Consider the following 22426-nt stretch of genomic DNA (forward strand, 5'->3'; position numbering starts at 1 on the left):
CGTCATCCCTCCATAAGCTGCTGTATATATTCCAAATAAAGCCGGACGATATTCACATCGCTTACTGCACTCAATGTTCTGCTTCCGACAACATCCTCAATCTCATTGAACAATAAGCCACCATTTTCATCAATTAGAAAGTCGATGCCGACAAAGCCAAAGTCGTAATGATCGACAATGCGTTGGACAAGCTTTTGCTCTGATGTATTCAATGTATAAAGGGAAGCGCTTCCTCCCAGAGTATAGTTTGCTCGGAAATCCTGCTCACTGCTGCGGAGCACAGCTGCTATGATTTCCTTTCCGATCACAAAAACACGTACGTCTTTTCCAGGTCTTGGTGCTAACTGCTGCATGAGGACAGACTGATCTGTATATTGCATCTGTAAATCGTTATACTGTGCTTCATTTTCAACTAAATGAACTTCTTTTCCGCCACGGCCACTGGCTGTTTTCCATACAAAAGGAAAGTCTAGCGGCGGCTGAGGTAGAGGGGCATTAGTCTGAAAGTGCATGTCCACCATCGGGATATCCAGTTTTGCAAGTTCGAGATGGGTTTTAATTTTGTCGTTAGTAAGAGCTGCAATCTCGGCATTATTAAAGCAGGCAATACCCGCTTGCTGCAGCTGTGTGGTCAACAACGGATCGATAGTCCGCACGATACTGAAGTCTGGGGGCTCCTGTGTTTCTTTTGTATGTACAACTACTTTTCCATTTTGGAGTACCACATGAATGTCGTCTGTGTAGATGACCTGTAAATCTATGTTTAGCAAATCACTTTCCTCAAGGAACCAATCAATAAAAGCCGAATTACGTTCTGCATTCACTCGATCGTATATCAGCCAGCCTCTCATGATAGCACCTCTTTAATGTAAGAGATGATTGATTCCGTTACATCTACACCTGTACAGTCGTAGATTGAACGAATATGCGCATTGGAATTCACTTCACATACAAGCGGTTCTCCTCCGGGACCAAATAGCAAATCTACCCCGGCGAAATCAGTTCCAACGGCTGTGGCAGCTGCAATAGCAAGCTCGGACTCTTTTTCTGTTGGTGTATACTGCTGCATACTGCCTCCGCGTGAAACATTGGCTCTAAAATCCGTCTCTGATGTACGGATCATGGAAGCGACAATCTTGCCGCCGACGATATTGATTCGTATATCTCTGCCGTGGCTTGTTTGGATATATTCCTGTAAGACGAATGGGTTAGTGCCAATTTCGGTGATTTTCTGATGTAATGCCTCTTTATTATGAACCAGATATACTTGTTCTCCGAAGGACCCGAAAGCCTCCTTAACGACCATTGGAAAGCCAAGTTCCTTCATTGCGGGTTCAAAAGAATCCAATTGTATTGGCATTGTACCAGGGAAAATTTTCGGTGCGATAATCGTTTTTGGTATTCTAATGCTTGCTTCAGCTAATGCTTGATACATAAGGATCTTATTGTCACATACGGCGATCGATTTGCTGGAATTATATAGTGGAATTCCCATTGCTTCGAGCTGCTGGGCAAGCGGAATATCCTTATCGCTGAAAACGACAAAGTCCGGCAGCTGCTGTTCTTCCTTAAGCAGGCTTTTGTCTGCTCCAACCATACCCAGCAACGCATTATTTTTAATGATTTTCATGTCAATATTCTGGGCATTGGCAGCGCGCTGTATCCATTCCGCAAAATCGAGAAACTTCTTACCGCCAAGATGGCCGTTATAAATGACCCAGCCAAGTTTCGGTGTAGCCATAACTGTAGTTCCTTTCTTTAGGTGATGCCCAACAAATGAAGAAATTATTTCTATAGTGGCAGCACAAACTAGTTTGATATAATAGTCAATTATACATGGAAGGAGATGCTTTATGTTTGCAAACCTAGCACAAGCGGAAGCTTTTTTAGCCAGCCGCAGGCATCTTGGCATCAAACCGGGACTGCATCGGGTGCAGCAGCTGCTGCAGGCATCAGGCAATCCCGAACGTCGAATGAAAAGTATACATATAGCTGGAACGAATGGCAAAGGATCTACTTCGGCTTATCTAGCCAAAGCAATTACATATAACGGATATAAAGCAGGCAGTTTCATTTCCCCAACCCCCGGCGGATTCCTGGAGAGCATTCAAGTAGATGGCCAATGGATAAGTGAGAAGGAGTTCATCGCGGAATGTAATGCACTACTTTCTACTATAGAAGATATGGACCAGCAGGACAATCATCCGAGTGAATTCGAAATTCACGTGTGTATCGCTTTTTCCTACCTTGCAATGCATGCTGATATTAGTGTGATAGAAGCAGGTATGGGCGGACGTGGTGACGCGACGAATGTGCTGCGTCAGCCTTTACTCAGCATTATTACCAATGTCGGCCTGGACCATCAACGTTTCCTTGGGGATACGATTGAAAAGATTGCTGAGGAAAAGGCAGGTATTATAAAAGCGGGAGCTCCGGTCGTCAGTGCAGTAACACAAGTTGAGGCAAGAGCAGTTATAGAGAACCAGGCGAATAGAGCAGGTGTAACGATTACTTGGATAGACGCCAAGGATGCTGATCGACTTCATATAGATCCACAGATGAAGGGCGCTCATCAACGAGTGAATGCTGCGCTTGCAACCGAGGCATGTCGTTTGCTGCAGGAGAAGGGAATCTCGCTAGGTTCGGGTAAAGTGAATGAAGCTATAAGCCAGGTGCAGCTTCCAGGTCGATTTGAACGTGTGGAAAACGCACCTGCAATCATCCTGGACGGGGCTCACAATGCAGAAGGAATGGCTGCTTTCATTGAAACGGTCAAGGAAAATCACTCAAATAACAGGATAGTAATTTTGTTCAGTGCTTTTCAGGACAAGCCATTTGCCCAGATGATTCAGCAGCTACAAGAAATTACACCAAACATAGCTTTGACTACTTTCGATCATCCACGTGCAGCAAATTTGGAGACTTTGTCAGAAGCATTTCCGGCAGTGGAAGTTGTTGCCGATTGGCAGGAGTGGGTAAAGCAGATTTATGGAGACTACCAAACAGACACAATCTATTTTGTCACAGGTTCCCTGCATTTTATATACCAAGTCAGAAACTATATTGTTCAAATTAGAAAAATGTGGTAGTTTAAATTATCTGAATATTTTTGTGCGGGTAATAGGAAGGAAGAAGCTAGATGGTTAATAGCAGCAAGAAACGATGGATCTGGGCAGCTTGGGCTATCATTTGGCCGGCTTCCCTTTTTCTAATCTATCGACAGACAAATTTGGATGATTTGAATTGGCTTGATTTAGGAGCATTCACCGCATTGGCGATTATTGTGGCGCTTTTTCCGATCATGATAAACCAAATTCCAGTCTTTTTCCTCAACGGTATTACGCTTGTCATTTATTTGAATTTTGGTTTGTTCGTGGAACTGATCATTACCACCATCAGTGTCACAATTGTGCTGCTGCAAGTGCGGATGACTAAACAAGACCTATTTCGCATACCACTGAATTACCTAATGTTTTTCCTTATGAGTGTATCTGCGGCGGGAGTATATCGTTTATTCGACCTCCCGGGAGACGCTGCTCAAGCATTGGAAACACCATTGCATATCATTGGTATTCTTGCATACTCCATGACACTGTTCATGATGAACCATATCCTGATTACGCTGACAAGAAGATATATCTACGGAAAGAAAGATAAGTTTTTTGAACGCAGTTTTTTCTGGGAGTTCATGACGACTATCTACATCCTGCCGGCTGCATTGCTTCTGCACGTTCTTTATCATCAGATTGGTGGAGTCGCGGTTGTCTTTATTGGTTTTTCAATTGTGAGTACATCCTATATATTGCGTCTCTATTACAGAAGCAGCAGTATGAATGAGCATCTTCGCAATGTCAGTGAAGTGGGGCACGAATTAACCGCTCAACTAAATGTGAAAGAGACATTGGATCTGTTTATGGAACGGATAGTATCGCTCGTGCCGGCTGATCAAGCCTATCTGTATGATGTAACAGATGGCGAGGAGCTGAAATTAATCCGATTGTATGATCCGAAAAAGCGCTCCTTCTACAACCAAGGTGATTGGAAGAAAGAAGGCGAAGGAATAGCTGGTTTCGTATGGAAAAAAGGCGCCGGTGTCCGCTATGGGAAACGAAAACAATGGGCTGACAAATGGAAAGTTACAGCACCAATCGATAGCGAAAGTCTTATGTGTTTGCCGATAGAACGTGATAATGAAATAATAGGTATCCTTGTTCTTTTGTCTGAACAACGGAACATCTATGAGAAGTATCAATTCATGCTGATTGAACTGCTGGCGAATTTCATGGCTGTAAGTCTGCTCAATGCACAGCATTATGAACAAACAAAGCAGATCAGTGAACGATGTGCATTAACCGGTTTATATAACTACCGTTACTTCGATGATGCACTCAAGGGACTATTTCAGGAGGGTGCTCCTGAAAGTCCTGTATCGTTGATCATGATGGATTTGGATCATTTCAAACAAGTGAATGATACGTATGGACATGAAGCTGGAAATGATATTCTTCGAGAGGTTGCTGACAGATTAGAAAAAGCTGTGGAAGAGGAAGCAGTGCTGGCACGGTATGGCGGAGAAGAATTTGCAGTCATTTTACCAGGAAGCAGTTCCGCTCAAGCAGCTGAGGTAGCAGATACACTATGGCGCTGTATCACTGCCCAGCCTTTCCAAACAAAAAATACATTAGATTCTGGTCAGACAGTTACACTGAATATGACAGTCAGTGTTGGTGTAGCATCTTATCCGGAGAATAGTGAAGATGACTTGGAATTGGTCCGGCATGCAGATCGCGCGATGTACGTCGGTGCCAAACAAAAAGGGCGGAATCGAGTAAGCATCTACCATGAACTGAATCAAAAGCCTGAAAACATTCCTTCGTAAAAGGAATGTTTTTTTATAAAGTAATGCTTGACGTAATGAAGTGATTAATATATAGTTACTTACATAAAGTAACTTAATAAAGAAATACCACTGAGGAGGAACAAACATGGCAGTTTTGAAATTGGATAAAGCACACAGCAGCATCTCATTTACGGTGAAACATATGATGGTTTCGAAAGCAAAGGGGAAATTCGAAGACTTCGACGTACAATTCAGCGGAGACTTGAATGATATGGATAACTCATCCGTTACGGCAACAATCCAAGCAGCTACAATCAACACAGGCAACGCGGACCGCGACGGCCACTTGCAATCCGGGGACTTCTTCGACGCAGCGAATTATCCTGCCATGACTTTCAAAAGTAAATCCGTGAAGAAAATATCCGATGATGAATTCGAAATCACTGGAGACTTCACAATTAAAGACGTAACGAACGAAGAAACATTCAAAGTAGAATATAACGGTACTTCCAAAAACCCAATGGACGGCAGCACAATCGCCGGCTTCGAAGTGGAAGGGAAAATCAACCGTGAAGCATACGGCCTGACTTACAACGCAGCACTTGAAACAGGCGGCGTATTGATCGGTAAAGATGTGAAGTTCACTGCTGACTTTGAGTTTGTAGTGGAGTAAGAAGGATATAGAGAGACCTATCCCTGGGGGATAGATCTCTCTATTTGATAAGAATGCAAGCGATTTACTGATGTAGGGTTTATGTTCTCTGTTACTAAGATTGACTCTACGTAAGTTGTGTAATTAATGTTAAATTTGAGCTTAATCAAAAAACCTTTAAATAGAGTTTGGTACAATTTATTGGAAGTTATATGCGAGCAGTCTAATGAATTATTAAAGGAGGCACAGAAATAATTAGAAAATGATTTATCGTGTAATCTCTGTAAAGGAGTGGATCTATGTCAGTTTTTTTCTTGATTTATTTCGTTGTTCTAGGAGCTTTATTCGGGTCATTCTACAATGTTGTGGGCATGAGAATACTTGAGGAGAGAATGTTCAAGGCAGAACGTTCAATTTGTCCGGACTGTAAGCAGCAAATTAAACCCTATGATCTGATACCTATCATTTCCTATCTGATATTACGTGGTAAATGTCGAAACTGTAAACAGAATATTTCACTTATCTATCCTTTGAATGAGCTTGCAACCGGTCTGCTTTTTGGTTACAGCTATTATTTGTTCGATATAGGATGGGATCTCGGTTTGGCTCTTCTATTGGTATCAATCGGGGCAATTTTATTTGTGACGGATATACGATTTCTACTCATTCCAAATAAAGTCCTTCTATTTTTCCTCCCTCTATTCATCGTTCTTCGATTTATTACTCCATTGGATCCATGGTGGGACTCCATAATCGGATCAGTCTTTGCGTTTATCCTGCTTTTCCTTGTCATTCTATTAAGCCGTGGTGGTATGGGTGGTGGAGACTTAAAATTATTTGTACTGCTAGGCTATATACTTGGCTGGAAGGGCATTTTGCTTACTTTTGCATTTGCATCAATATTAGGTGCGATAATTAGTATTTTCCTTCTTTATATAAATGTTATTAAGAGGAACCAATTAATTCCTTTTGGTCCATATATTTTAGCTGCAGCACTATTTTCATATTTTCACGGTGATACATTTATGTGTTGGTATAGTCAATTAACCTTCACATCAGTTTGTGAATAAAATAGAACAAATCGACGTGACAAATGCTTCGGAAAACAGCTATATTGCAACGATATCTTTACGGGTATTTTATAATCCTGCATCTTAATTCGTAGAAAAGCGTGTTTGATAGGTTCATCCTGTCGAACACTCTTTTTTTGTCTCGACAGCATTTCTCTTACTTCTATTATTAGCTGTGCTAGAGTTGAGCCAATCAATCATAAAAGAGGTGCCAGGATGGAAGAGAAAAAGGGGTTTTCCGTCAAGATTGGCGGTAAGAAGCCGAAGAAACAACAGCAGCAGTCAAAAGAAGAGATGATCGGTGAGGGAAGCTACACACTTTATGACGAAGAAGCGGCGGCAACGGTCGAAAAGGATGTTCCTGTATTGGATCAGCTGAATAAGAAGAAATCAGAGAAAAATGCAGTATCTTTGTCTCCTTTTGCGAAGAAGCTGGCTGCAGCTGCACTTGGTGCTGCGCTCATAGGAGTTGTGTTAGGATTCCTGCTGCTGCGTTATACAGCAGGTATTGAATCGGAGACAAGCGGTGTGGCGGCCCCGATCGCGACAAAGGAAGCCGCTGCTAATGCGGGAGCGTTTGGTGATCTGACAGCTTACGTTGTCCAGGGCGGCGTCTATAATCAAGAAGATATCGGGCAGGATGTTGTACAAAAGTATGCTGATGCAGGGATCCCGGCAGTGTTATGGGAAAAGAACGGCCAGTTCTTCTTGTTGACAGGGATGGCAGGTTCGCAGGAAGAAGCTGACACACTTGGCTCCCAGCTGCAGGCGCAGGGATATGAAAGCTATGTGAAGCAATGGGATCCTGGAGTCGAGGCTGCCAGCAGTGCTTGGCTGGACGAGCTGGCTGTTTTGCTTGCAGCAGGGGATAACCAGGATGCGGCTCTTTGGAAAGCTTGGCAGGAGAAAATCCCAGAAGAAGCGAAGAGTGTCAAAGCAGTATCTGATGAAGCAGTCAGCGCTATGGAGCAAGGGACATTTACAGCTAGTATGCTGCTGCCGGTATGGCATGAAGCTGCCACTCTAGTTGCTGAAGATCAATGAACTTGATTTTCTTGATCTAATTACTTCATTATCTTATAGAGAAACTTATTAAAATTTCTATTTAGTAATTTGAATAGTGAGCCGTCTTCCGATAAGCTTCTCGTAACCTGTCAGCCACACAGGAATCCGAGTCAGAAGGAAGGCGGTTTTTTGCTGCATACTAAAATGGCTATAAAATCGGTACCAAAGGAGGATCGTCCGCGGGAAAGGCTGCTGGAGCTAGGACCTGCGCATTTGTCCAATGCAGAATTATTCGCCATCCTATTAGGAAGCGGAACGAAGGACGAGTCTGTCACATTGCTTGCGCAGCGGCTTTTGATGCATTTTGAAGGTTTGCAGCTCCTGCGTGATGCTACCATTGAGGAGCTGACAGCTATCAAAGGAATCGGTACTGCAAAAGGAGTGCTTATTTTGGCTGCAATCGAACTCGGGCAAAGACTGTATCGATACAAGCCGGCAGAACGTTACACGATCCGAAGCCCAAAGGACGGGGCAGATTATGTAATGGAAGAAATGCGCAATCTAAGCCAGGAGCATTTTGTCGTCTTATTTCTCAATACGAAGAATCATATCATCCATCGTCAGACAATCTTCATTGGCAGCCTCAACGCCTCCATCGTCCATCCCCGCGAGATATTCCGCGAAGCTGTCCGTCGTTCTGCTGCCAGCATCATATGTGCTCATAATCATCCCTCTGGTGATCCTTCACCCTCACAGGAGGATATCCATGTGACAAAGCGATTGCTGGAGTGCGGGAAGATGATTGGGATCGAGCTTTTGGATCATCTTGTCATTGGTGACCGAAAGTTTATTTCATTGAAGGAAAAAGGATACCTGTAATTACTATCTATTTTTTTGGTTTTCTCGTATAATTGGAACTAGCTTTGTAGAGAAGCGCCTAGCATGGTACACCTTACTAGCTGGCGCTTCTTCTGATGGTATGCTTTATTACCTTGCAACGATGTCTATTGGATATAATATCTGATATGATAAAGTACAACATAATGAGACAATATATGAAAAGTATGCACTGCTGCGTAACAGCTTTGCTGAAACACGAACGGACTCGGAAAAGGAGAATTAATTGTGGCGAAATTCAGTTTTTCACAAGACCTGGGCATCGACTTGGGCACAGCAAATACATTGGTTTTTGTAAAAGGAAAAGGCGTAGTCGTCCGTGAGCCTTCTGTCGTGGCGACAAATGTAGAAACAGGCCAGGTAGAGGCAGTTGGCGGCGACGCTCGTAATATGATTGGCAGAACACCAGGAAATATCCGTGTCATCCGTCCGATGAAGGATGGCGTCATCGCGGATTACGATACAACAGCGACAATGATGAAGTATTACATCAAACAGGCACAGCGTAATCGTTCTTCATTCGCTAAGAAGCCTAACGTAATGGTTTGTGTGCCATCTGGTATCACAATGGTTGAGGAACGTGCGGTTATCGACGCAACCAAACAAGCAGGTGCAAAGGATGCTTTCCCAATTGCTGAGCCTTTCGCTGCTGCAATCGGTGCTGGTCTCCCTGTATGGGAACCGACTGGAAGTATGATCGTCGATATCGGCGGCGGTACGACTGAAGTTGCAATCATCAGCTTAGGTGGTATTGTTACAAGCCAATCGATCCGTACAGCCGGAGACGATATGGATGAAGCAATCATCCATTACATCCGCAAAACGTACAACTTGATGATCGGGGAACGTTCTGCAGAGCAATTGAAGATGGATCTTGGTCATGCTGGTGTACCGGAGGGAGATGAAGAAACAGAAATTCGCGGACGCGATTTGCTGACAGGTCTTCCGAAAACAATCAGTGTGAGCGCGAAGGAAATCTCAGGAGCTTTAGCCGACACAGTCAGTGCGATTGTGGATGCTGTGAAACTCACATTGGAAAAAACACCGCCTGAATTGGCTGCTGATATCATGGATCGCGGTATTGTTCTTTCTGGTGGCGGCGCATTGCTTCGCAATTTGGACAGCGTCATCAGCGAAGAAACTAAAATGCCGGTGTTCGTTGCGGAAAATCCGCTTGACAGTGTAGCTATCGGTACAGGTAAATCACTTGAATTCATCGAGCATTTCCGTTCGCATCCACATGTGTTTTCCAAAGCTACTAAAAATTAAGTTGGGTGAATTATGAATTTCTTTAAGAAAAAAAGGATGTTCTTATTCCTGATTGCGATCATCATCCTAGTCGGGTTGATTGGTTTTTCAACCAGGGATCGGAGCAGCCAGACATTACCAGAACAAATAATCAGTGATACCGTAGGGTTTGTGCAGAATATCTTCTCCAAACCTGCACAGTTCACCTCTACGGTAGTGACGAATATTAAAGATCTTAAGAACACCTACGAAGAAAATCAGGTGCTTAAATCGAAAGTAGACGATTACAAAGGCTTGCAATTCCGCTATCAGGAATTGGAAAAGCAGTACGACGACCTGAAAGCAACCAATGATTCTTTCAATCAGTACACGTCGATGGATTACAGTCCTATTCCAGCTGATGTCATCGTACGCAGTCCAGAAGGCTGGTTTGACCAGCTGACGATTGATAAGGGATCTGACGATGGCATCGAGACGAATATGGCTGTGATGACAGCCAGTGGCATGATTGGGAAAATCGAGGATGTCAGCCGCAGTACTTCTTCCGTGCAATTGTTGAGTGGGTTCAACGAGACTAATCGTATTTCTGCTCAGATATCTGGTGGAAAGAACGAAGACGGTGAAGAGCAGGACACAATCTTCGGCTTGATCGAAGGCTATGATGAGAAAGATGGGATGTTGCTGTTTACAGGTGTGAAACCTGAACTGGAAGTGAAGAAAGGTTCTACAGTTTTATCCTCTGGCCTGGGTGGTGTATTCCCGGAAGGGCTTCCGATTGGGGAAGTTGATTCTGTTGAATTGGACCAATATGGTTTGTCTCAAACTGTCCATGTCAAACCAACAGCTGACTTGTATGACATCGAAAAGGTGATCGTGGTAGATGCTGCATCTGAAGACGCCTCGTCAAGTAACGGAGATGAGGGTCTGTGATGAAAAAGCTATACTTGCCCCTGATTATGCTTTTGATCGTTTGTTTGGAAGGAGTTGCCACCGCCATGCTGCCAGAGCAGTTCATTGGCGGTGACACTTGGCTGATTCCGCATTGGAGTCTTTTGTTCCTTGTACTGATCGCAATGCTTTATGACTTGGATAATTCGTATTACAGTCTGTTATATGCACTTGTTTTCGGGCTTCTGAAAGATATTGTCTATACAGATATGCTTGGTGTTTATATGTTCACATATGGATTCAGCATCTACTTGATCCTGGAACTGCGCAGAGTGCTGCATGGGAATATCCTTGTAGCTGCAGTGCTGGGGATGCTGTCGATTGTTTTCGCCGATATAATCGGCTATTTTATCTATCATTTAATTGGCATCACGCCGCTGGGATTCGGTACATATTTATTGCACCGCCTCTTGCCGACGCTTGGCGCCAACCTTATCATGCTTGTAATCTTGTATCTGATTTTCCACAAGCCTCTGCAGAAATGGTCCGATTCGCAGCTTAGAAGAACGACTAGCTTATAGAGAAGAAAATCAGACGAGGAACGGAGGTGACCATCTTGATTGGAAACAAACAGATTATCACGATAAAAGGTACCCGGGAAGGGTTGTCCTTGCATATGGATGATGCCTGCTCTTTCGAGGAATTGCTGAAGGAATTGGAGGAGAAGCTTGCTGCTAATCGTATTGATTCGGCTGATCACCTTGTTGGTGTACATATTCAATTAGGTAACAGGTATTTGTACAAGGAGCAGGAGGAAACCCTCCGTAAGATGATTACGAGTAAACAGCGATTAAAAATAGAATCCATCCATTCTGATGTCATTACGAAACAAGCGGCGACTGAGTGGAAGGAAGAAGCGGAAGTGAAGGCTGTCAGCCGCGTCGTCCGTTCTGGTCAGGTACTGGAAGTAAAGGGTGACTTACTGCTGCTTGGTGATGTGAATCCCGGAGGCTGTGTGACAGCTACCGGAAATATTTTCGTCATGGGGAATCTGCTCGGGATAGCGCATGCGGGCAAGGAAGGCAATGCTGATGCTGTCATCGCTGCTTCCTATATGAATCCGACTCAGCTTCGGATAGCGGATTATATCAGCCGCGCGCCCGATCATGAGACAGATGGTGTTTATATGGAATGCGGACATATCGATGATGAACAGGAAAAGATTATCATTGACCGTTTGCAGGCAGTAATTCGCAAACGTCCGGGCATCAGCAGTTTCGAGAGGAGAATGTTAAATGGGTGAAGCAATCGTTATTACATCCGGTAAGGGAGGAGTAGGTAAGACGACTACTTCTGCCAATCTGGGAACAGCGCTTGCACTGATGGAGAAAAAAGTATGTTTGATTGATACGGATATCGGTCTGCGGAATCTTGATGTTGTGATGGGTCTTGAAAATAGAATCATCTATGACATCATCGATGTAATTGTCGGCAGATGTGCGCTGAAACAGGCGTTGATCAAAGACAAGCGTTTCGATCATCTTTACTTACTGCCAGCTGCCCAAACAAGCGATAAAACGGACTTGACACCCGATGGGATGGAAAAAATCGTAGCCGAGCTGAAGCCGGAATTCGATTACATCATCATTGATTGTCCGGCCGGTATCGAACAGGGCTATAAAAATGCTGTAGCAGGAGCGGATAAAGCGATTGTCGTCACCACACCGGAAAAACCTAGTGTACGTGATGCGGACCGCATTATCGGCTTGCTGGAGCAGGAGGATATCGAACCTCCTAAATTGATCGTCAACCGGATCCGCAATCATATGGTGCAAGAAGGCGACATGCTGGAAGTGGATGAAATTGTCCAAGTACTGTCGATCGACTTGCTCGGTATTGTTGCAGACGATGAAGAAGTTATCAAAGCTGCCAATCATGGGGAGCCGGTTGCTTTTCAACCGAATACGAAAGCGAGTATTGCTTATCGCAATATCGCACGACGCATTCTTGGTGAGTCAGTGCCGCTTATGAGCTTTGAGAGTGAAAAAGGCATGTTCAGCCGGTTGAAAAAACTTTTTTCCAAAAGTAAATGAACTTATGGTAAACTCGTAGCTCTGGTAAGAGTTACGAGTTTTTTTTATTTCCATTACAAACAAGGGGAATGTACAACATGACATGGGATATTTTCAGTATTATCGGTACTGCTGCTTTCGCAATAAGTGGTGCCCTCGTCGCCATGGACGAGAAGTATGATGTGTTCGGCGTTTATATATTAGGTTTTGTGACTGCATTTGGCGGAGGAGCGATTCGTAATTTATTAATCGGATTGCCAGTCTCTTATTTATGGTCCCAAACGACTTTATTTTATATTTCACTTATTTCCATTACCATCATTTTGATTTTCCCAAAGCTTATGAGCTATTCATGGAAAAAGGCAGGTTTGTATGCTGATGCAATAGGTTTGGCGGCATTTGCCATTCAGGGAGCGCTGCATGCTGCCAGTCTTGATCATAGTCTGCTAGCCATAATGGTTGCTGCATTCCTGACAGGAAGCGGAGGCGGCATACTTCGAGATGTGCTGGCCGGCAGGAAGCCGTATGTCTTCAAAGCAGAAATCTACGGAACATGGGCTGCATTGGCGGGACTTGTCATTGGGCTTGGAGCTTCTGATCATCCCGTTTTGCTTTATGCTTTGTTTGCAGTCATCATTTTCCTGCGTATTTTTTCCTTCCATCGGAAATGGCAGCTGCCTGTTCCGAAAATGCATTATCAATGAAGATCAGCAAATTGCTGGTCTTTTTTTGTTATAATTAGGAAAAAAGAGGATGACTATGGACAAGGAGCATCATCCATAACAACGGGGCAGCCATAATATACGCTCTCCTCCCTGATTTACTTGAACACTAGCCCACAAGTAAAGGAGGAGAACGATGGGGTTATTTAATTTGTTATTGGAAGACAGCGTCAAAGCCTTCACAGGATGGGATTTTTCTTATGTCGAGGATACAGGCCGAGTTCAATATGAACCTTTGCCATGGTCCTATGGCAGTAAAGCACGGAAATATCTTTTCGGTGCCGGGAGTGCACTTGATATGGGAACCGGCGGAGGAGAGTTTTTGTCTAAGCTGCTGCCGCTTCCGGAGTATACCGTGGCGACAGAGAGCTATCTGCCGAATGTGCCAATCGCCAGAAACAGACTTTCACCATTAGGAGTAGATGTCGTCCAAATTAAGGAAGACGACCAATTGCCATTCTTGGATGAATCATTTGAGGTTATACTGAACAAACATGAATCTTACGATGTAAGCGAAGTATGGAGAGTGGTGAAACAAAACGCCATTTTCCTTACGCAACAAGTAGGAGGTACTGATTCTAAAGAACTCAATCAACTCCTGGGAGCGCCGCTCAACCCGGATTTCGAAAATTGGAGTCGGCAGACAGCTGTCGAGGAACTGGAAGATCGGTTTACCATACTAGAGTCGGCAGAAGCATTTCCGTCCATGCGTTTTTATGACATAGGAGCAGTCATCTACTATTTGAAGGCTATTCCTTGGCAAGTGCCGCAATTCACAGTGGATGCTTATCGGGATGCTCTGTTCGAGATGCATCTTTTTATAGAGAAAAATGGTTATTTAAACGTTCGGCAGCATCGTTTCCTTTTAGCCGCTAGATCGAAGTGATGTATCGCCTCCCTTATTGGGAGGCTTTTTTCGCTTGTTTTAATAACTCGTCCTCTTACTTCATAGACTTGTACAAAGAAGGGGAGAGGGGTTCTTATTATGGGCAAGAATCTGCATTCGGTACGGAAAGGAATTGCTGAACGTAAACGTATGAAAGGGGAACAAATTCAGAAAGGCATGGCAAATACAGTTAGATCATTTCCAGTGGATGAAGAAGAATCTCATGGGTTCCCGCCGCATCCAAAATATGATCCGCCGAATTCGAAGGATAATTCGAAATTTGCTTCTCGATTCATGTTGCGGCTGATCGTATCTGCCAGTCTGTTCTTTGGGACGGCCATCTACCTGCAAGCTGACCATCCGATTATCGAAAAAACAAAGGCAACAGTACTGACAGCATTGACGGAAGAGTTTCCTTTCGCTACTGTGAATAGCTGGTATCAGGAAAGATTCGGTGATCCAGTGGCGCTAAGCCCTGGTGGTGATAGTACTGATACTGTAGAAGCACAGGCGATGCCGGTGAATGGAACCGTCGTGCAGCCATTTGAAGAATCAAAAGAGGGGATTCTAATCGAATCATCGCAGCAATCCGACGTGGTAGCAGTTGACGAAGGGATCGTCATTTTCGCAGGGAATGATCAAGATACAGGTAAGACCATCATTCTCCAGCATGCAGATAAAAGCAAAAGTATCTATGGCCATTTGCATGCTATTGAGGTGAATCAATACCAGAGAATCGGGGCCAATGAAAAAATAGGTGAATTTGTACCGAATGCAGAAAATGCCCAGTCTGTCTATTTTGCCTTGCAGCAGGGGAATAAGTATTTGAATCCAATCCAGGAGGCAGAAGTTGACGCGCCATGATTGGCTGCCGCCGATTCACTTACATCCGGTATTCTGGGGTTTCCTGCTGCTTGCTGTATTGACCGGGATGCTTATGGAAGTACTTATTCTATTCATCATAGTACTGCTGCATGAAATGGGACATTATTTGGCGGCACGTCATTTTCGCTGGCGTATCCGCCGTATCATGCTATGGGTTTTCGGCGGTGTGATGGAAACCGATGAACAAGGAAATCGAAGGGCTCTGGAAGAAGCAATCGTGATTCTTTCAGGACCAGCTGTCCACCTAATTCTGTATGCGGCGCTATACAGCCTTTCTGCTATATCTATACCGCAATCCGTACTGGAGACAGCTTATATGTATAATACGACCATTCTTCTTTTTAACCTGCTGCCTATTTGGCCGCTTGATGGCGGTAAATTGATTGGATTATTACTGTCCTTGCAAATGCCCTACCGGAAGGCTCATACCACCCTTATCCTTGTCAGCTGGATGATTGGTACAGCTGTTCTTCTGTATGTGTGCATGGCCATGCCATTTACATTGAGTACAGTCAGCCTTCTCTGTTTTCTATTGTGGGAAAATCGGCTAGAATGGAAACGACGCTATTATGTCTTTCTGCGTTTCCTGCTGCAGCGTGCTACATACGGGACGAATGCTGGAATCAGCACGCCGATTTTTGCTACATCGGAAACGGCTCTCCTGGATGTACTGTCACAATACAGGAGAAACAGGCGGCATATAATTGTAGTGAAGGGGAAAAATGCATTACTGGACGAACAGCAATGCAGTGATATGTACTTCAAGCGGAAACAGGCACATTGTACAGTGGCGGATATTCTGCAACAAAACAGACAGTGAGGAAAGCAATGCTATCATTATATATGTTTTTCAAAGGAACAGAAAAAGCAGCTTTAACAGTGAATCGCGGCCAAGTGCAGGAAGTGTTCTTGGATCGGCCGGGTATGGGCTCGAAAGTTGGAAGCATTTATAAAGGAATTATACGGCATGTGGATCACGGCCTGCAGGCGGCCTTCGTCGATTATGGAGAAGACCGGCAAGGATTTTTGCAGCGTGAGGAAGTTCCAGCATGCAAACAAGATCAATCGCTCCGTATCGAGCAGGTAATACAGGAGAGACAGGCTCTTTACGTTCAAGTACAAAAAGACGCCTATGGTACAAAAGGGGCGAAGCTTTCCGCTATTATCACTATTCCGGGGACCGGCCTCGTTTATTTGCCGGATGGGAACTACGTAGCTGTATCTAAGAAATTGCCGGAAGAGAGAGCAGCTAAATGGAAAGCACAGATGACGAATCTCCTGACACCAGGAGAAGGCGTCATTGTACGTACAGAAGCAGATAGATTATCAGAAGAAGTTTTGTTGGAAGAACTGGAGCGTCTCCGAGATAAGTGGCGTGCTTTGTCAGCGCAGAAAGTTAATCCGCCTGCGGTTGTTTTCCGAGATGCTCTTATTCCAGATCAGCTGCTCCGTCGCTTTCCAGCAGGAACTTTAGGTGAGGTCGTGGTAGATGATGGGTTCGAAGCGAGACAGCTTCGCCAGCAATATCCAGAGCTTAGCGAGAAGATCAGGTGGGAACGAGAGGCAGAAACACTCCTGCCTCAGCCGCTGTCTGTACTTTGGGACCGTCTGGTTTCGCCGATTACGAGTATTGACAGAGGCATCACCTTGCATATCGATCAAACAGAAGCAATGACGGTCATTGATGTAAACAGTGGCGGCTACACAGGTCATTCGGATAAAAATCAGACAGCTGTCATGGTCAATCAGCTGGCGGCAAAGGCAATTGCCCGGGAAATTCAACTGCGCAATCTGTCAGGGATCATACTGATAGATTTTGTATCCATGAAACGGCCGGATCAACAGCGCGCTGTTTTGCAAACTTTTCGGCAAGCACTCCAGCAGGATACACGGCGGACGGAAGTCTATGGATTTACGAAGCTTGGCCTTTTGGAAATGTCGAGGAAACGAGAACGGCCGTCCTTAATGGAACAGCTGCAAGCTCCGATCCTCAGAGGTTTATCCTTTGAGACGAAATGTTTTCTGCTTGAACGGGAAATCATTAGTCTGTCAGCAGACAAGATATATCTTCTCTCAGGCAGAAAGGAACAGATCAATCATTTTCTTAAGCTGACAGGCAGCAATCCTGCCTATGAAGCCGTATTTGTGAATTTCCAGGATACAAATGAACTCAAACTGACGGAGACAGATATGGAAACTGTAAGAAGAGATGGGTTAGATAGTCTTGACAATCTTTTTTGAAGTGTGATAACATCAGTATGTTACACGAGGTTAGCACCCGTGCTACAACCGCGCAGATCAGGTTTCAAGCTTACGAGCGCCTGTGATGGCGAGTCTGAGTTTAAGAGGAGGTGCGTTACATGTACGCAATTATTGAAACTGGTGGAAAACAAGTTAAAGTAACAGAAGGACAAACTATCTACGTTGAGAAATTGGACGGAGAGAACGGTGCGGAAGTTACTTTTGACAAAGTATTGGTAGTTGGTGGCGACGATGTTAAAATCGGTGCTCCATTCGTTGAAGGTGCGACGGTTACTGCAACTGTTGAGAAGCAAGGCCGCGCTAAAAAGATCAACGTGATCAAGTTTAAAGCGAAGAAAAACTACAAACGCAAACAAGGCCATCGTCAACCTTACACTAAATTGACAATCGGCAAAATCAACGCGTAAGGCGAACCATGATAACTGTTACAATAAACCGTGTCGATGAAGATATTCACAGCTTTGAGCTTAGCGGACATGCGGAGAGCGGCCCTTATGGCTATGATCTTGTGTGTGCAGCTGTTTCGGCAGTAAGCTTTGGAGCAGTGAACAGCCTTTTCGTTCTCGGTGAGTTTGAGCCAGAGGTAGAGCAGGGCGGCGACGGTGGGTATCTACATGTAGTACTTCCCGATCAATTGTCTGAGGAGCAGCTAGATAAAGCGTCTCTTCTGCTGGAAGGCATGCTCGTCTCGCTCCAAACGATTGAACAGGACTATGGCAAGCATATAAGAATCATCGAACAATAAGGAGGTGCACCACTATGCTACGTTTAGATTTGCAGTTTTTCGCATCCAAAAAGGGTGTTGGTAGCTCCAAAAACGGACGTGACTCTGAATCCAAACGCCTAGGCGCAAAACGCGCTGATGGTCAGTTTGTAACTGGCGGATCCATTCTTTACCGTCAACGCGGTACGAAAATCTACCCAGGAACAAACGTTGGAAAAGGAGGAGACGACACATTGTTCTCTAAGATCGATGGTGTTGTTAAATTCGAACGCTATGGCCGTAACCGTAAAAAGGTCAGCGTATATCCGGTAGCTCAAGAAGCTTAATGTTTGAAGAGAGACTCTAGCCTTCGGGTTAGAGTCTTTTTTTCTAATCCACATCTATTGCACCACATATTGTTGAGTATGAAAAAGGAGTTGCCCTCTCCACTTCTTTTTCGTAAAGGAGGAATACGGTTGGAATATCATGAAGTGATGACGCTGTTAGGATTTACACGCCATGAATGGATGAATCGGCTCCAACTCCTACATAGCTATTCTAAATTAGGTAAGGATGAAAAGGTACAGGAAAAAATCGAGGAAGCCATTCACTTGGCAGATGAGGAGCGAAAGCTCTCCAATCTGAACATTCCAGAGACTTTCGTCTGGATTCTCTCTTTCAACTGGACCTACTCTCAGTTTCGGATTAAATTCCAAGTGGACGAGCCTATACCGAAGATTTGGGAATATGACAAGAGGATTCGAGAAAACTTAGAAACAGTAGTGGATGCATTAAGTGAAAGTGCACAAGAGATGGAATTGTATGAAGGCTTGCTCCATGTAAAGACGCGGCAGGAAGAGCCGGTCATAGAAATGTCGTTTGTCGGGACGTTTACTGGCTGGGATAATTTACAATTGATCGGCCAGAAGGAATGTGTCCGGGAAGTGAAAATCGAATCATTGCCAGAGAAGAAATCACGCTGTACCATCGTACTGGCGTGCAATATATGAGGTGAAACCATGTTTGTAGATCAGGTCAAAGTATTTGTAAAAGCAGGCGATGGCGGTAACGGTTTAGTTGCTTACCGCAGAGAGAAATATGTTCCGCTTGGAGGTCCGGCAGGTGGAGACGGTGGAAATGGCGGAGATGTCATTTTCAAGGTTGACGAAGGTTTGAACACATTAATGGATTTCCGTTATCAGCGCCATTTCAAAGCAAAACGCGGTGAAAATGGTATGAGTAAAGGGCAGCACGGAAAAAATTCAGAGCCGCTCATCTTGCCAGTACCACCAGGTACGCTTGTTCGTGACGAAGATACGGGAGAAGTAATTGCGGATTTGACGAAACATGAACAAGAAGCAGTTATAGCGAAAGGCGGCCGCGGCGGTCGCGGAAATTCACGATTTGCTACACCGCGCAACCCTGCTCCTGACTTTGCCGAAAATGGTGAACCAGGTGTGGAGCGTAATCTGCAGATTGAGCTGAAGTTGATCGCGGATGTCGGTCTAGTCGGCTTCCCGAGTGTGGGTAAATCCACATTCATATCTGTCGTTAGTGCAGCAAAACCGAAAATTGCGGATTATCATTTTACGACGCTTGCTCCTAACCTGGGCGTTGTGGAAACACAAGACCAGCGCAGCTTCGTACTTGCTGACTTGCCAGGATTGATTGAAGGAGCGCATGAAGGGATTGGACTGGGACATCAGTTTCTGCGACATGTAGAGCGTACTCGTGTTATTGTCCACGTAATCGACATGGCTTCGACTGAAGGTCGTGATCCGTACGATGACTATGTGACGATAAATGAGGAACTCAAGAAATATAATGAGGACCTGACAACTCGACCGCAAATCATCATCGCAAACAAGATGGATATTCCGGAAGCAGAAGAAAACCTGGTCGTTTTCAAAGAGAAGGTACCAGCAGACATTGACGTATTCCCGATTTCAGCGATTACTCGAGATGGTCTTCAGGATGTGCTGTACGCTATTGCAGACAAACTGGATCAGATTCCGAAAACCGAAAAGCCAGTCGAGGAACAGACAGAGCGTGTTGTGTATCGTTTCGAGGAATCCGAGAAACCATTCGAAATCACTCGCGATCCGGATGGAGCATTCGTCTTGTATGGAGAACCGATCGAGAAGCTGTTCAAGATGACGGACTTCAATCGAGATGAAGCTGCAAGACGTTTTTCTAGACAGATGCGCGCGATGGGCGTAGATGAAGCATTACGCAAGCGAGGAGCTAAAGACGGCGATATAATCCGTCTATTGGAACTTGAGTTTGAATTTATAGATTGATTCTGTGTGAGCCAAGGTGGGGATAGCATGGCAGAGAAGGAAGAACAATTTTACCTCGTACGCAGTGATGTACTGCCGGAATCGATGAAAAAAACATTACAGGCAAAGGAACTGCTGGAGCGGAAAAAAGTTGCTTCTGTTTTCGATGCAGTGCAGCAGGTTGACCTTTCCCGCAGTGTGTTTTATAAATATCGGGATGCGGTATTCCCGTTCCGCGCCATGGTGAAGCAGCGGATGATTACCCTATTCTTCCACTTAGAGGATCGGACTGGTACGCTGTCTGAGCTATTGGCTATCGTAGCTAGGTCAGGTGGAAACATCCTGACAATTCACCAGACGATACCCCTGCAAGGAAGAGCCAACGTAACCATATCATTGAATACGGCTGGTATGCATACCGATATCCAGTCGCTGCTTGATGAACTGAGAGCTTTAGCATATGTAGATAAAGTAGAGATTTTGAGTTCGGAAGCTTAGGCAAGGGAGCAGAGGAATATGAAGATCAGTTATCTAGGACCAAAGGGAACATTCACGAAAATGGCAGTAGATGCGTTATTCCCTGGGGAAGAAGCATACAGCTATGCGACGATTCCGCAATGTATGGATGCTGTCACAAACGGGGAAATGGATTATTGTGTCGTTCCAGTCGAGAATACGATTGAAGGTACGGTGCCAATAACGATGGATTATCTGATCCATCAAGCAAAACTGCCGATTGTCGGAGAGATTGTCATACCGATAAGACAGCATTTACTGACAAAGGATGTCATGGAGTTAAGTGAAATTGAAGCGGTATACTCCCATAGTCATGCGATTGCACAATGTCATCAGTTTTTGCATACGAAGCTCCCGCAAGCAGTTACCCATGCTACTTCCTCCACTGGTACAGCGGCTGAGATGGTTGCTGGAATGGAGGAGGCTGCCGCTGCGATCGGCAATGAACTGGCTGCGAAAGAATTCGGTCTGACGATTTTACAAGAAGATATCCATGACTATGCAAATAATCACACACGCTTCTTTATCTTGGCCGACCCTGCAGCGAAGGTTCCTGATACAATCGTTTCAGGAAGTAACAGAAAAACGTCTTTGTACGTAACGCTTCCTAGTGACTACGCAGGTGCACTGCATCAAGTATTGGCAGCATTTGCTTGGCGGAAGATCAATATGTCGAAGATTGAATCCAGACCGATGAAAACTGGACTGGGAAATTACTTTTTCATCATGGATGTTACATGTGAAGCGGAGGATATACTCTTTCAAGGTGTCCAGCAGGAACTTACAGCATTAGGCTGCAGTCTGACGGTACTTGGAAGCTACCCGATTCATCAATATGAGAAAAAAGCCGGAGCGAATTTATAGCGTGCCGGCTTTTTCTATTTCAACCTTTTTGAATTTGATGCATAAGATGGTGAAGTAGTGCGTGAGTTCATGAAAGGGGAGTTTCAGTTTTGAAGATTCATATTGTACAGAAAGGCGATACCATGTGGAGTATCGCAAGAAAATACGGTGTAAGCTTTGATGAATTACGACAATTGAATGGGCATATCCGTGAACCGGAGCTTGCGGTGCCAGGAATGAAGCTCAAAATACCGTCAACAGCAAAAGCAGTAGCTACGGAAGCGGTCTTGCGCTCTGAAGCGGAAGGAGGTACTCCTCCTGTAAATGCAGGACAACAAACACCAGCTCCGACGTTCCATAATACACCGCCTATCCAAGAGGATGACATGTCTGCTACTCCATATCCTATTATGCCGCAGATGCCGCAAATCTCTATGCCAGGTCAAGGTGGAGGTTCCATTCCTAATCTGCCGCAGCAGCAAGCGTACATGGGGGCTCTTCCTACGCAGCCGATTACACAAATGCCGCCAGGCCAGCAGATGCATGGCTTTCCATCTTATCAACCCCATCAAGGTGCCTGGCAGCAGGCGCCGCAGCACGGTAGCTGGCTGATACAGCAGCCAGGATACGGCGGTACGCCGATGCCTGGAGGGTGGAA

General features: G+C 44.8%; 26 protein-coding genes and 1 other annotated feature. Of the genes, 24 read left to right on the forward strand and 2 right to left on the reverse strand.

Annotation, left to right across the window (positions count from 1 at the left end):
• Positions 1–2: 2 nt before the first annotated feature.
• Both CHH91_RS05060 and CHH91_RS05065 read right to left on the reverse strand, forming a co-directional pair.
• Positions 3–851 (reverse strand): ATP-grasp domain-containing protein, encoded by an 849-nt coding sequence (locus CHH91_RS05060; RefSeq protein ID WP_095222394.1) that lies wholly within the window; start codon positions 849–851, stop codon positions 3–5.
• Entirely contained in the window at positions 848–1741 is an 894-nt protein-coding gene (locus tag CHH91_RS05065; protein ID WP_095222395.1) for an ATP-grasp domain-containing protein, read from the reverse strand. The genes CHH91_RS05060 and CHH91_RS05065 overlap by 4 nt, the downstream gene beginning before the upstream one ends.
• Positions 1742–1853: 112 nt before the next feature.
• Between CHH91_RS05065 and CHH91_RS05070 the strand changes: the two genes are divergently transcribed.
• The 24 genes from CHH91_RS05070 to CHH91_RS05185 form a co-directional block, all read left to right on the forward strand.
• Positions 1854–3089, forward strand: a complete 1236-nt coding sequence (locus CHH91_RS05070) for a bifunctional folylpolyglutamate synthase/dihydrofolate synthase (protein ID WP_095222396.1) — start codon at positions 1854–1856, stop codon at positions 3087–3089.
• Between the two features lie 50 nt (positions 3090–3139).
• Entirely contained in the window at positions 3140–4879 is a 1740-nt protein-coding gene (locus CHH91_RS05075) for a sensor domain-containing diguanylate cyclase (RefSeq protein WP_095222397.1), read from the forward strand.
• A gap of 106 nt (positions 4880–4985) precedes the next feature.
• Positions 4986–5513 (forward strand): YceI family protein, encoded by a 528-nt coding sequence (locus tag CHH91_RS05080; protein ID WP_095222398.1) that lies wholly within the window; start codon positions 4986–4988, stop codon positions 5511–5513.
• A gap of 278 nt (positions 5514–5791) precedes the next feature.
• Positions 5792–6562, forward strand: a complete 771-nt coding sequence (locus CHH91_RS05085) for a prepilin peptidase (protein WP_095222399.1) — start codon at positions 5792–5794, stop codon at positions 6560–6562.
• A gap of 216 nt (positions 6563–6778) precedes the next feature.
• Entirely contained in the window at positions 6779–7606 is an 828-nt protein-coding gene (locus CHH91_RS05090) for an SPOR domain-containing protein (protein WP_095222400.1), read from the forward strand.
• Between the two features lie 165 nt (positions 7607–7771).
• Positions 7772–8446, forward strand: a complete 675-nt coding sequence (gene radC, locus CHH91_RS05095) for a RadC family protein (protein WP_095218269.1) — start codon at positions 7772–7774, stop codon at positions 8444–8446.
• Between the two features lie 246 nt (positions 8447–8692).
• Positions 8693–9733, forward strand: a complete 1041-nt coding sequence (locus tag CHH91_RS05100; RefSeq protein ID WP_095222401.1) for a rod shape-determining protein — start codon at positions 8693–8695, stop codon at positions 9731–9733.
• Positions 9734–9745: 12 nt separating this feature from the next.
• Positions 9746–10642, forward strand: coding sequence for a rod shape-determining protein MreC (mreC, locus tag CHH91_RS05105; RefSeq protein WP_095222402.1), 897 nt, complete (start codon positions 9746–9748; stop codon positions 10640–10642).
• Positions 10642–11181, forward strand: a complete 540-nt coding sequence (mreD, locus tag CHH91_RS05110; RefSeq protein WP_095222403.1) for a rod shape-determining protein MreD — start codon at positions 10642–10644, stop codon at positions 11179–11181. Before mreC ends, mreD begins: the two co-directional genes overlap by 1 nt.
• 35 nt (positions 11182–11216) lie before the next feature.
• Positions 11217–11903 carry a septum site-determining protein MinC gene (gene minC, locus CHH91_RS05115; RefSeq protein ID WP_095222404.1) on the forward strand — a complete coding sequence of 229 codons (687 nt, stop codon included), beginning with the start codon at positions 11217–11219 and terminating at the stop codon, positions 11901–11903.
• Complete coding sequence (gene minD / locus CHH91_RS05120; protein ID WP_095222405.1) at positions 11896–12693, forward strand: septum site-determining protein MinD; 798 nt, start codon at positions 11896–11898, stop codon at positions 12691–12693. Before minC ends, minD begins: the two co-directional genes overlap by 8 nt.
• A gap of 77 nt (positions 12694–12770) precedes the next feature.
• Positions 12771–13376, forward strand: coding sequence for a trimeric intracellular cation channel family protein (locus CHH91_RS05125; protein WP_095222406.1), 606 nt, complete (start codon positions 12771–12773; stop codon positions 13374–13376).
• A gap of 154 nt (positions 13377–13530) precedes the next feature.
• Positions 13531–14280: a methyltransferase domain-containing protein gene (locus CHH91_RS05130; RefSeq protein ID WP_095222407.1), complete on the forward strand. Its 750-nt coding sequence runs from the start codon at positions 13531–13533 to the stop codon at positions 14278–14280.
• Positions 14281–14379: 99 nt separating this feature from the next.
• Positions 14380–15144 (forward strand): M23 family metallopeptidase, encoded by a 765-nt coding sequence (locus tag CHH91_RS05135; RefSeq protein ID WP_095222408.1) that lies wholly within the window; start codon positions 14380–14382, stop codon positions 15142–15144.
• A complete protein-coding gene (locus tag CHH91_RS05140; RefSeq protein ID WP_095222409.1) occupies positions 15131–15985 on the forward strand; it encodes a M50 family metallopeptidase in 855 nt (284 codons plus the stop codon). Before CHH91_RS05135 ends, CHH91_RS05140 begins: the two co-directional genes overlap by 14 nt.
• A gap of 8 nt (positions 15986–15993) precedes the next feature.
• Positions 15994–17406: a ribonuclease E/G gene (locus CHH91_RS05145; RefSeq protein ID WP_095222410.1), complete on the forward strand. Its 1413-nt coding sequence runs from the start codon at positions 15994–15996 to the stop codon at positions 17404–17406.
• A 36-nt stretch (positions 17407–17442) separates the two neighbouring features.
• Positions 17443–17512 (forward strand) — a sequence feature (ribosomal protein L21 leader region).
• Between the two features lie 13 nt (positions 17513–17525).
• Positions 17526–17834, forward strand: coding sequence for a 50S ribosomal protein L21 (gene rplU, locus CHH91_RS05150; protein ID WP_038561656.1), 309 nt, complete (start codon positions 17526–17528; stop codon positions 17832–17834).
• 8 nt (positions 17835–17842) lie between these two features.
• Positions 17843–18172: a ribosomal-processing cysteine protease Prp gene (locus CHH91_RS05155; protein ID WP_095222411.1), complete on the forward strand. Its 330-nt coding sequence runs from the start codon at positions 17843–17845 to the stop codon at positions 18170–18172.
• A 14-nt stretch (positions 18173–18186) separates the two neighbouring features.
• Positions 18187–18477 (forward strand): 50S ribosomal protein L27, encoded by a 291-nt coding sequence (rpmA, locus tag CHH91_RS05160; RefSeq protein ID WP_038561650.1) that lies wholly within the window; start codon positions 18187–18189, stop codon positions 18475–18477.
• A 129-nt stretch (positions 18478–18606) separates the two neighbouring features.
• On the forward strand, positions 18607–19140 hold the full coding sequence (locus tag CHH91_RS05165) for a Spo0B domain-containing protein (protein WP_176465681.1): 534 nt from the start codon (positions 18607–18609) through the stop codon (positions 19138–19140).
• 9 nt (positions 19141–19149) lie between these two features.
• The gene (gene obgE / locus CHH91_RS05170) at positions 19150–20430 is read left to right on the forward strand and encodes a GTPase ObgE (RefSeq protein ID WP_095222413.1); all 1281 of its coding nucleotides are present in this window, start codon (positions 19150–19152) and stop codon (positions 20428–20430) included.
• A 27-nt stretch (positions 20431–20457) separates the two neighbouring features.
• The gene (locus CHH91_RS05175) at positions 20458–20907 is read left to right on the forward strand and encodes an ACT domain-containing protein (RefSeq protein WP_038561641.1); all 450 of its coding nucleotides are present in this window, start codon (positions 20458–20460) and stop codon (positions 20905–20907) included.
• Between the two features lie 18 nt (positions 20908–20925).
• Positions 20926–21789: a prephenate dehydratase gene (gene pheA / locus CHH91_RS05180; RefSeq protein WP_095222414.1), complete on the forward strand. Its 864-nt coding sequence runs from the start codon at positions 20926–20928 to the stop codon at positions 21787–21789.
• Between the two features lie 89 nt (positions 21790–21878).
• Positions 21879–22426: LysM peptidoglycan-binding domain-containing protein (locus CHH91_RS05185; protein ID WP_141234132.1), on the forward strand; the 548-nt coding region annotated here is incomplete at its 3' end.

This window comes from Virgibacillus sp. 7505, from assembly GCF_002272135.1.
Classification (GTDB): Bacteria; Bacillota; Bacilli; order Bacillales; family Amphibacillaceae; genus Terribacillus.

Excerpts from the sequence above, each read along its gene's own strand:
- CHH91_RS05070 (WP_095222396.1), top strand. The coding sequence starts at position 1,854 with ATGTTTGCAAACCTAGCACAAGCGGAAGCTTTTTTAGCCAGCCGCAGG.
- CHH91_RS05155 (WP_095222411.1), top strand. The coding sequence starts at position 17,843 with ATGATAACTGTTACAATAAACCGTGTCGATGAAGATATTCACAGCTTT.
- CHH91_RS05090 (WP_095222400.1), top strand. The coding sequence starts at position 6,779 with ATGGAAGAGAAAAAGGGGTTTTCCGTCAAGATTGGCGGTAAGAAGCCG.
- CHH91_RS05065 (WP_095222395.1), bottom strand. The coding sequence starts at position 1,741 with ATGGCTACACCGAAACTTGGCTGGGTCATTTATAACGGCCATCTTGGC.
- rpmA (WP_038561650.1), top strand. The coding sequence starts at position 18,187 with ATGCTACGTTTAGATTTGCAGTTTTTCGCATCCAAAAAGGGTGTTGGT.
- radC (WP_095218269.1), top strand. The coding sequence starts at position 7,772 with ATGGCTATAAAATCGGTACCAAAGGAGGATCGTCCGCGGGAAAGGCTG.
- CHH91_RS05130 (WP_095222407.1), top strand. The coding sequence starts at position 13,531 with ATGGGGTTATTTAATTTGTTATTGGAAGACAGCGTCAAAGCCTTCACA.
- mreC (WP_095222402.1), top strand. The coding sequence starts at position 9,746 with ATGAATTTCTTTAAGAAAAAAAGGATGTTCTTATTCCTGATTGCGATC.
- CHH91_RS05145 (WP_095222410.1), top strand. The coding sequence starts at position 15,994 with ATGCTATCATTATATATGTTTTTCAAAGGAACAGAAAAAGCAGCTTTA.
- rplU (WP_038561656.1), top strand. The coding sequence starts at position 17,526 with ATGTACGCAATTATTGAAACTGGTGGAAAACAAGTTAAAGTAACAGAA.
- mreD (WP_095222403.1), top strand. The coding sequence starts at position 10,642 with ATGAAAAAGCTATACTTGCCCCTGATTATGCTTTTGATCGTTTGTTTG.
- CHH91_RS05080 (WP_095222398.1), top strand. The coding sequence starts at position 4,986 with ATGGCAGTTTTGAAATTGGATAAAGCACACAGCAGCATCTCATTTACG.
- pheA (WP_095222414.1), top strand. The coding sequence starts at position 20,926 with ATGAAGATCAGTTATCTAGGACCAAAGGGAACATTCACGAAAATGGCA.
- CHH91_RS05085 (WP_095222399.1), top strand. The coding sequence starts at position 5,792 with ATGTCAGTTTTTTTCTTGATTTATTTCGTTGTTCTAGGAGCTTTATTC.
- minD (WP_095222405.1), top strand. The coding sequence starts at position 11,896 with ATGGGTGAAGCAATCGTTATTACATCCGGTAAGGGAGGAGTAGGTAAG.
- obgE (WP_095222413.1), top strand. The coding sequence starts at position 19,150 with ATGTTTGTAGATCAGGTCAAAGTATTTGTAAAAGCAGGCGATGGCGGT.
- CHH91_RS05175 (WP_038561641.1), top strand. The coding sequence starts at position 20,458 with ATGGCAGAGAAGGAAGAACAATTTTACCTCGTACGCAGTGATGTACTG.
- CHH91_RS05060 (WP_095222394.1), bottom strand. The coding sequence starts at position 851 with ATGAGAGGCTGGCTGATATACGATCGAGTGAATGCAGAACGTAATTCG.
- CHH91_RS05075 (WP_095222397.1), top strand. The coding sequence starts at position 3,140 with ATGGTTAATAGCAGCAAGAAACGATGGATCTGGGCAGCTTGGGCTATC.
- CHH91_RS05125 (WP_095222406.1), top strand. The coding sequence starts at position 12,771 with ATGACATGGGATATTTTCAGTATTATCGGTACTGCTGCTTTCGCAATA.
- CHH91_RS05135 (WP_095222408.1), top strand. The coding sequence starts at position 14,380 with ATGGGCAAGAATCTGCATTCGGTACGGAAAGGAATTGCTGAACGTAAA.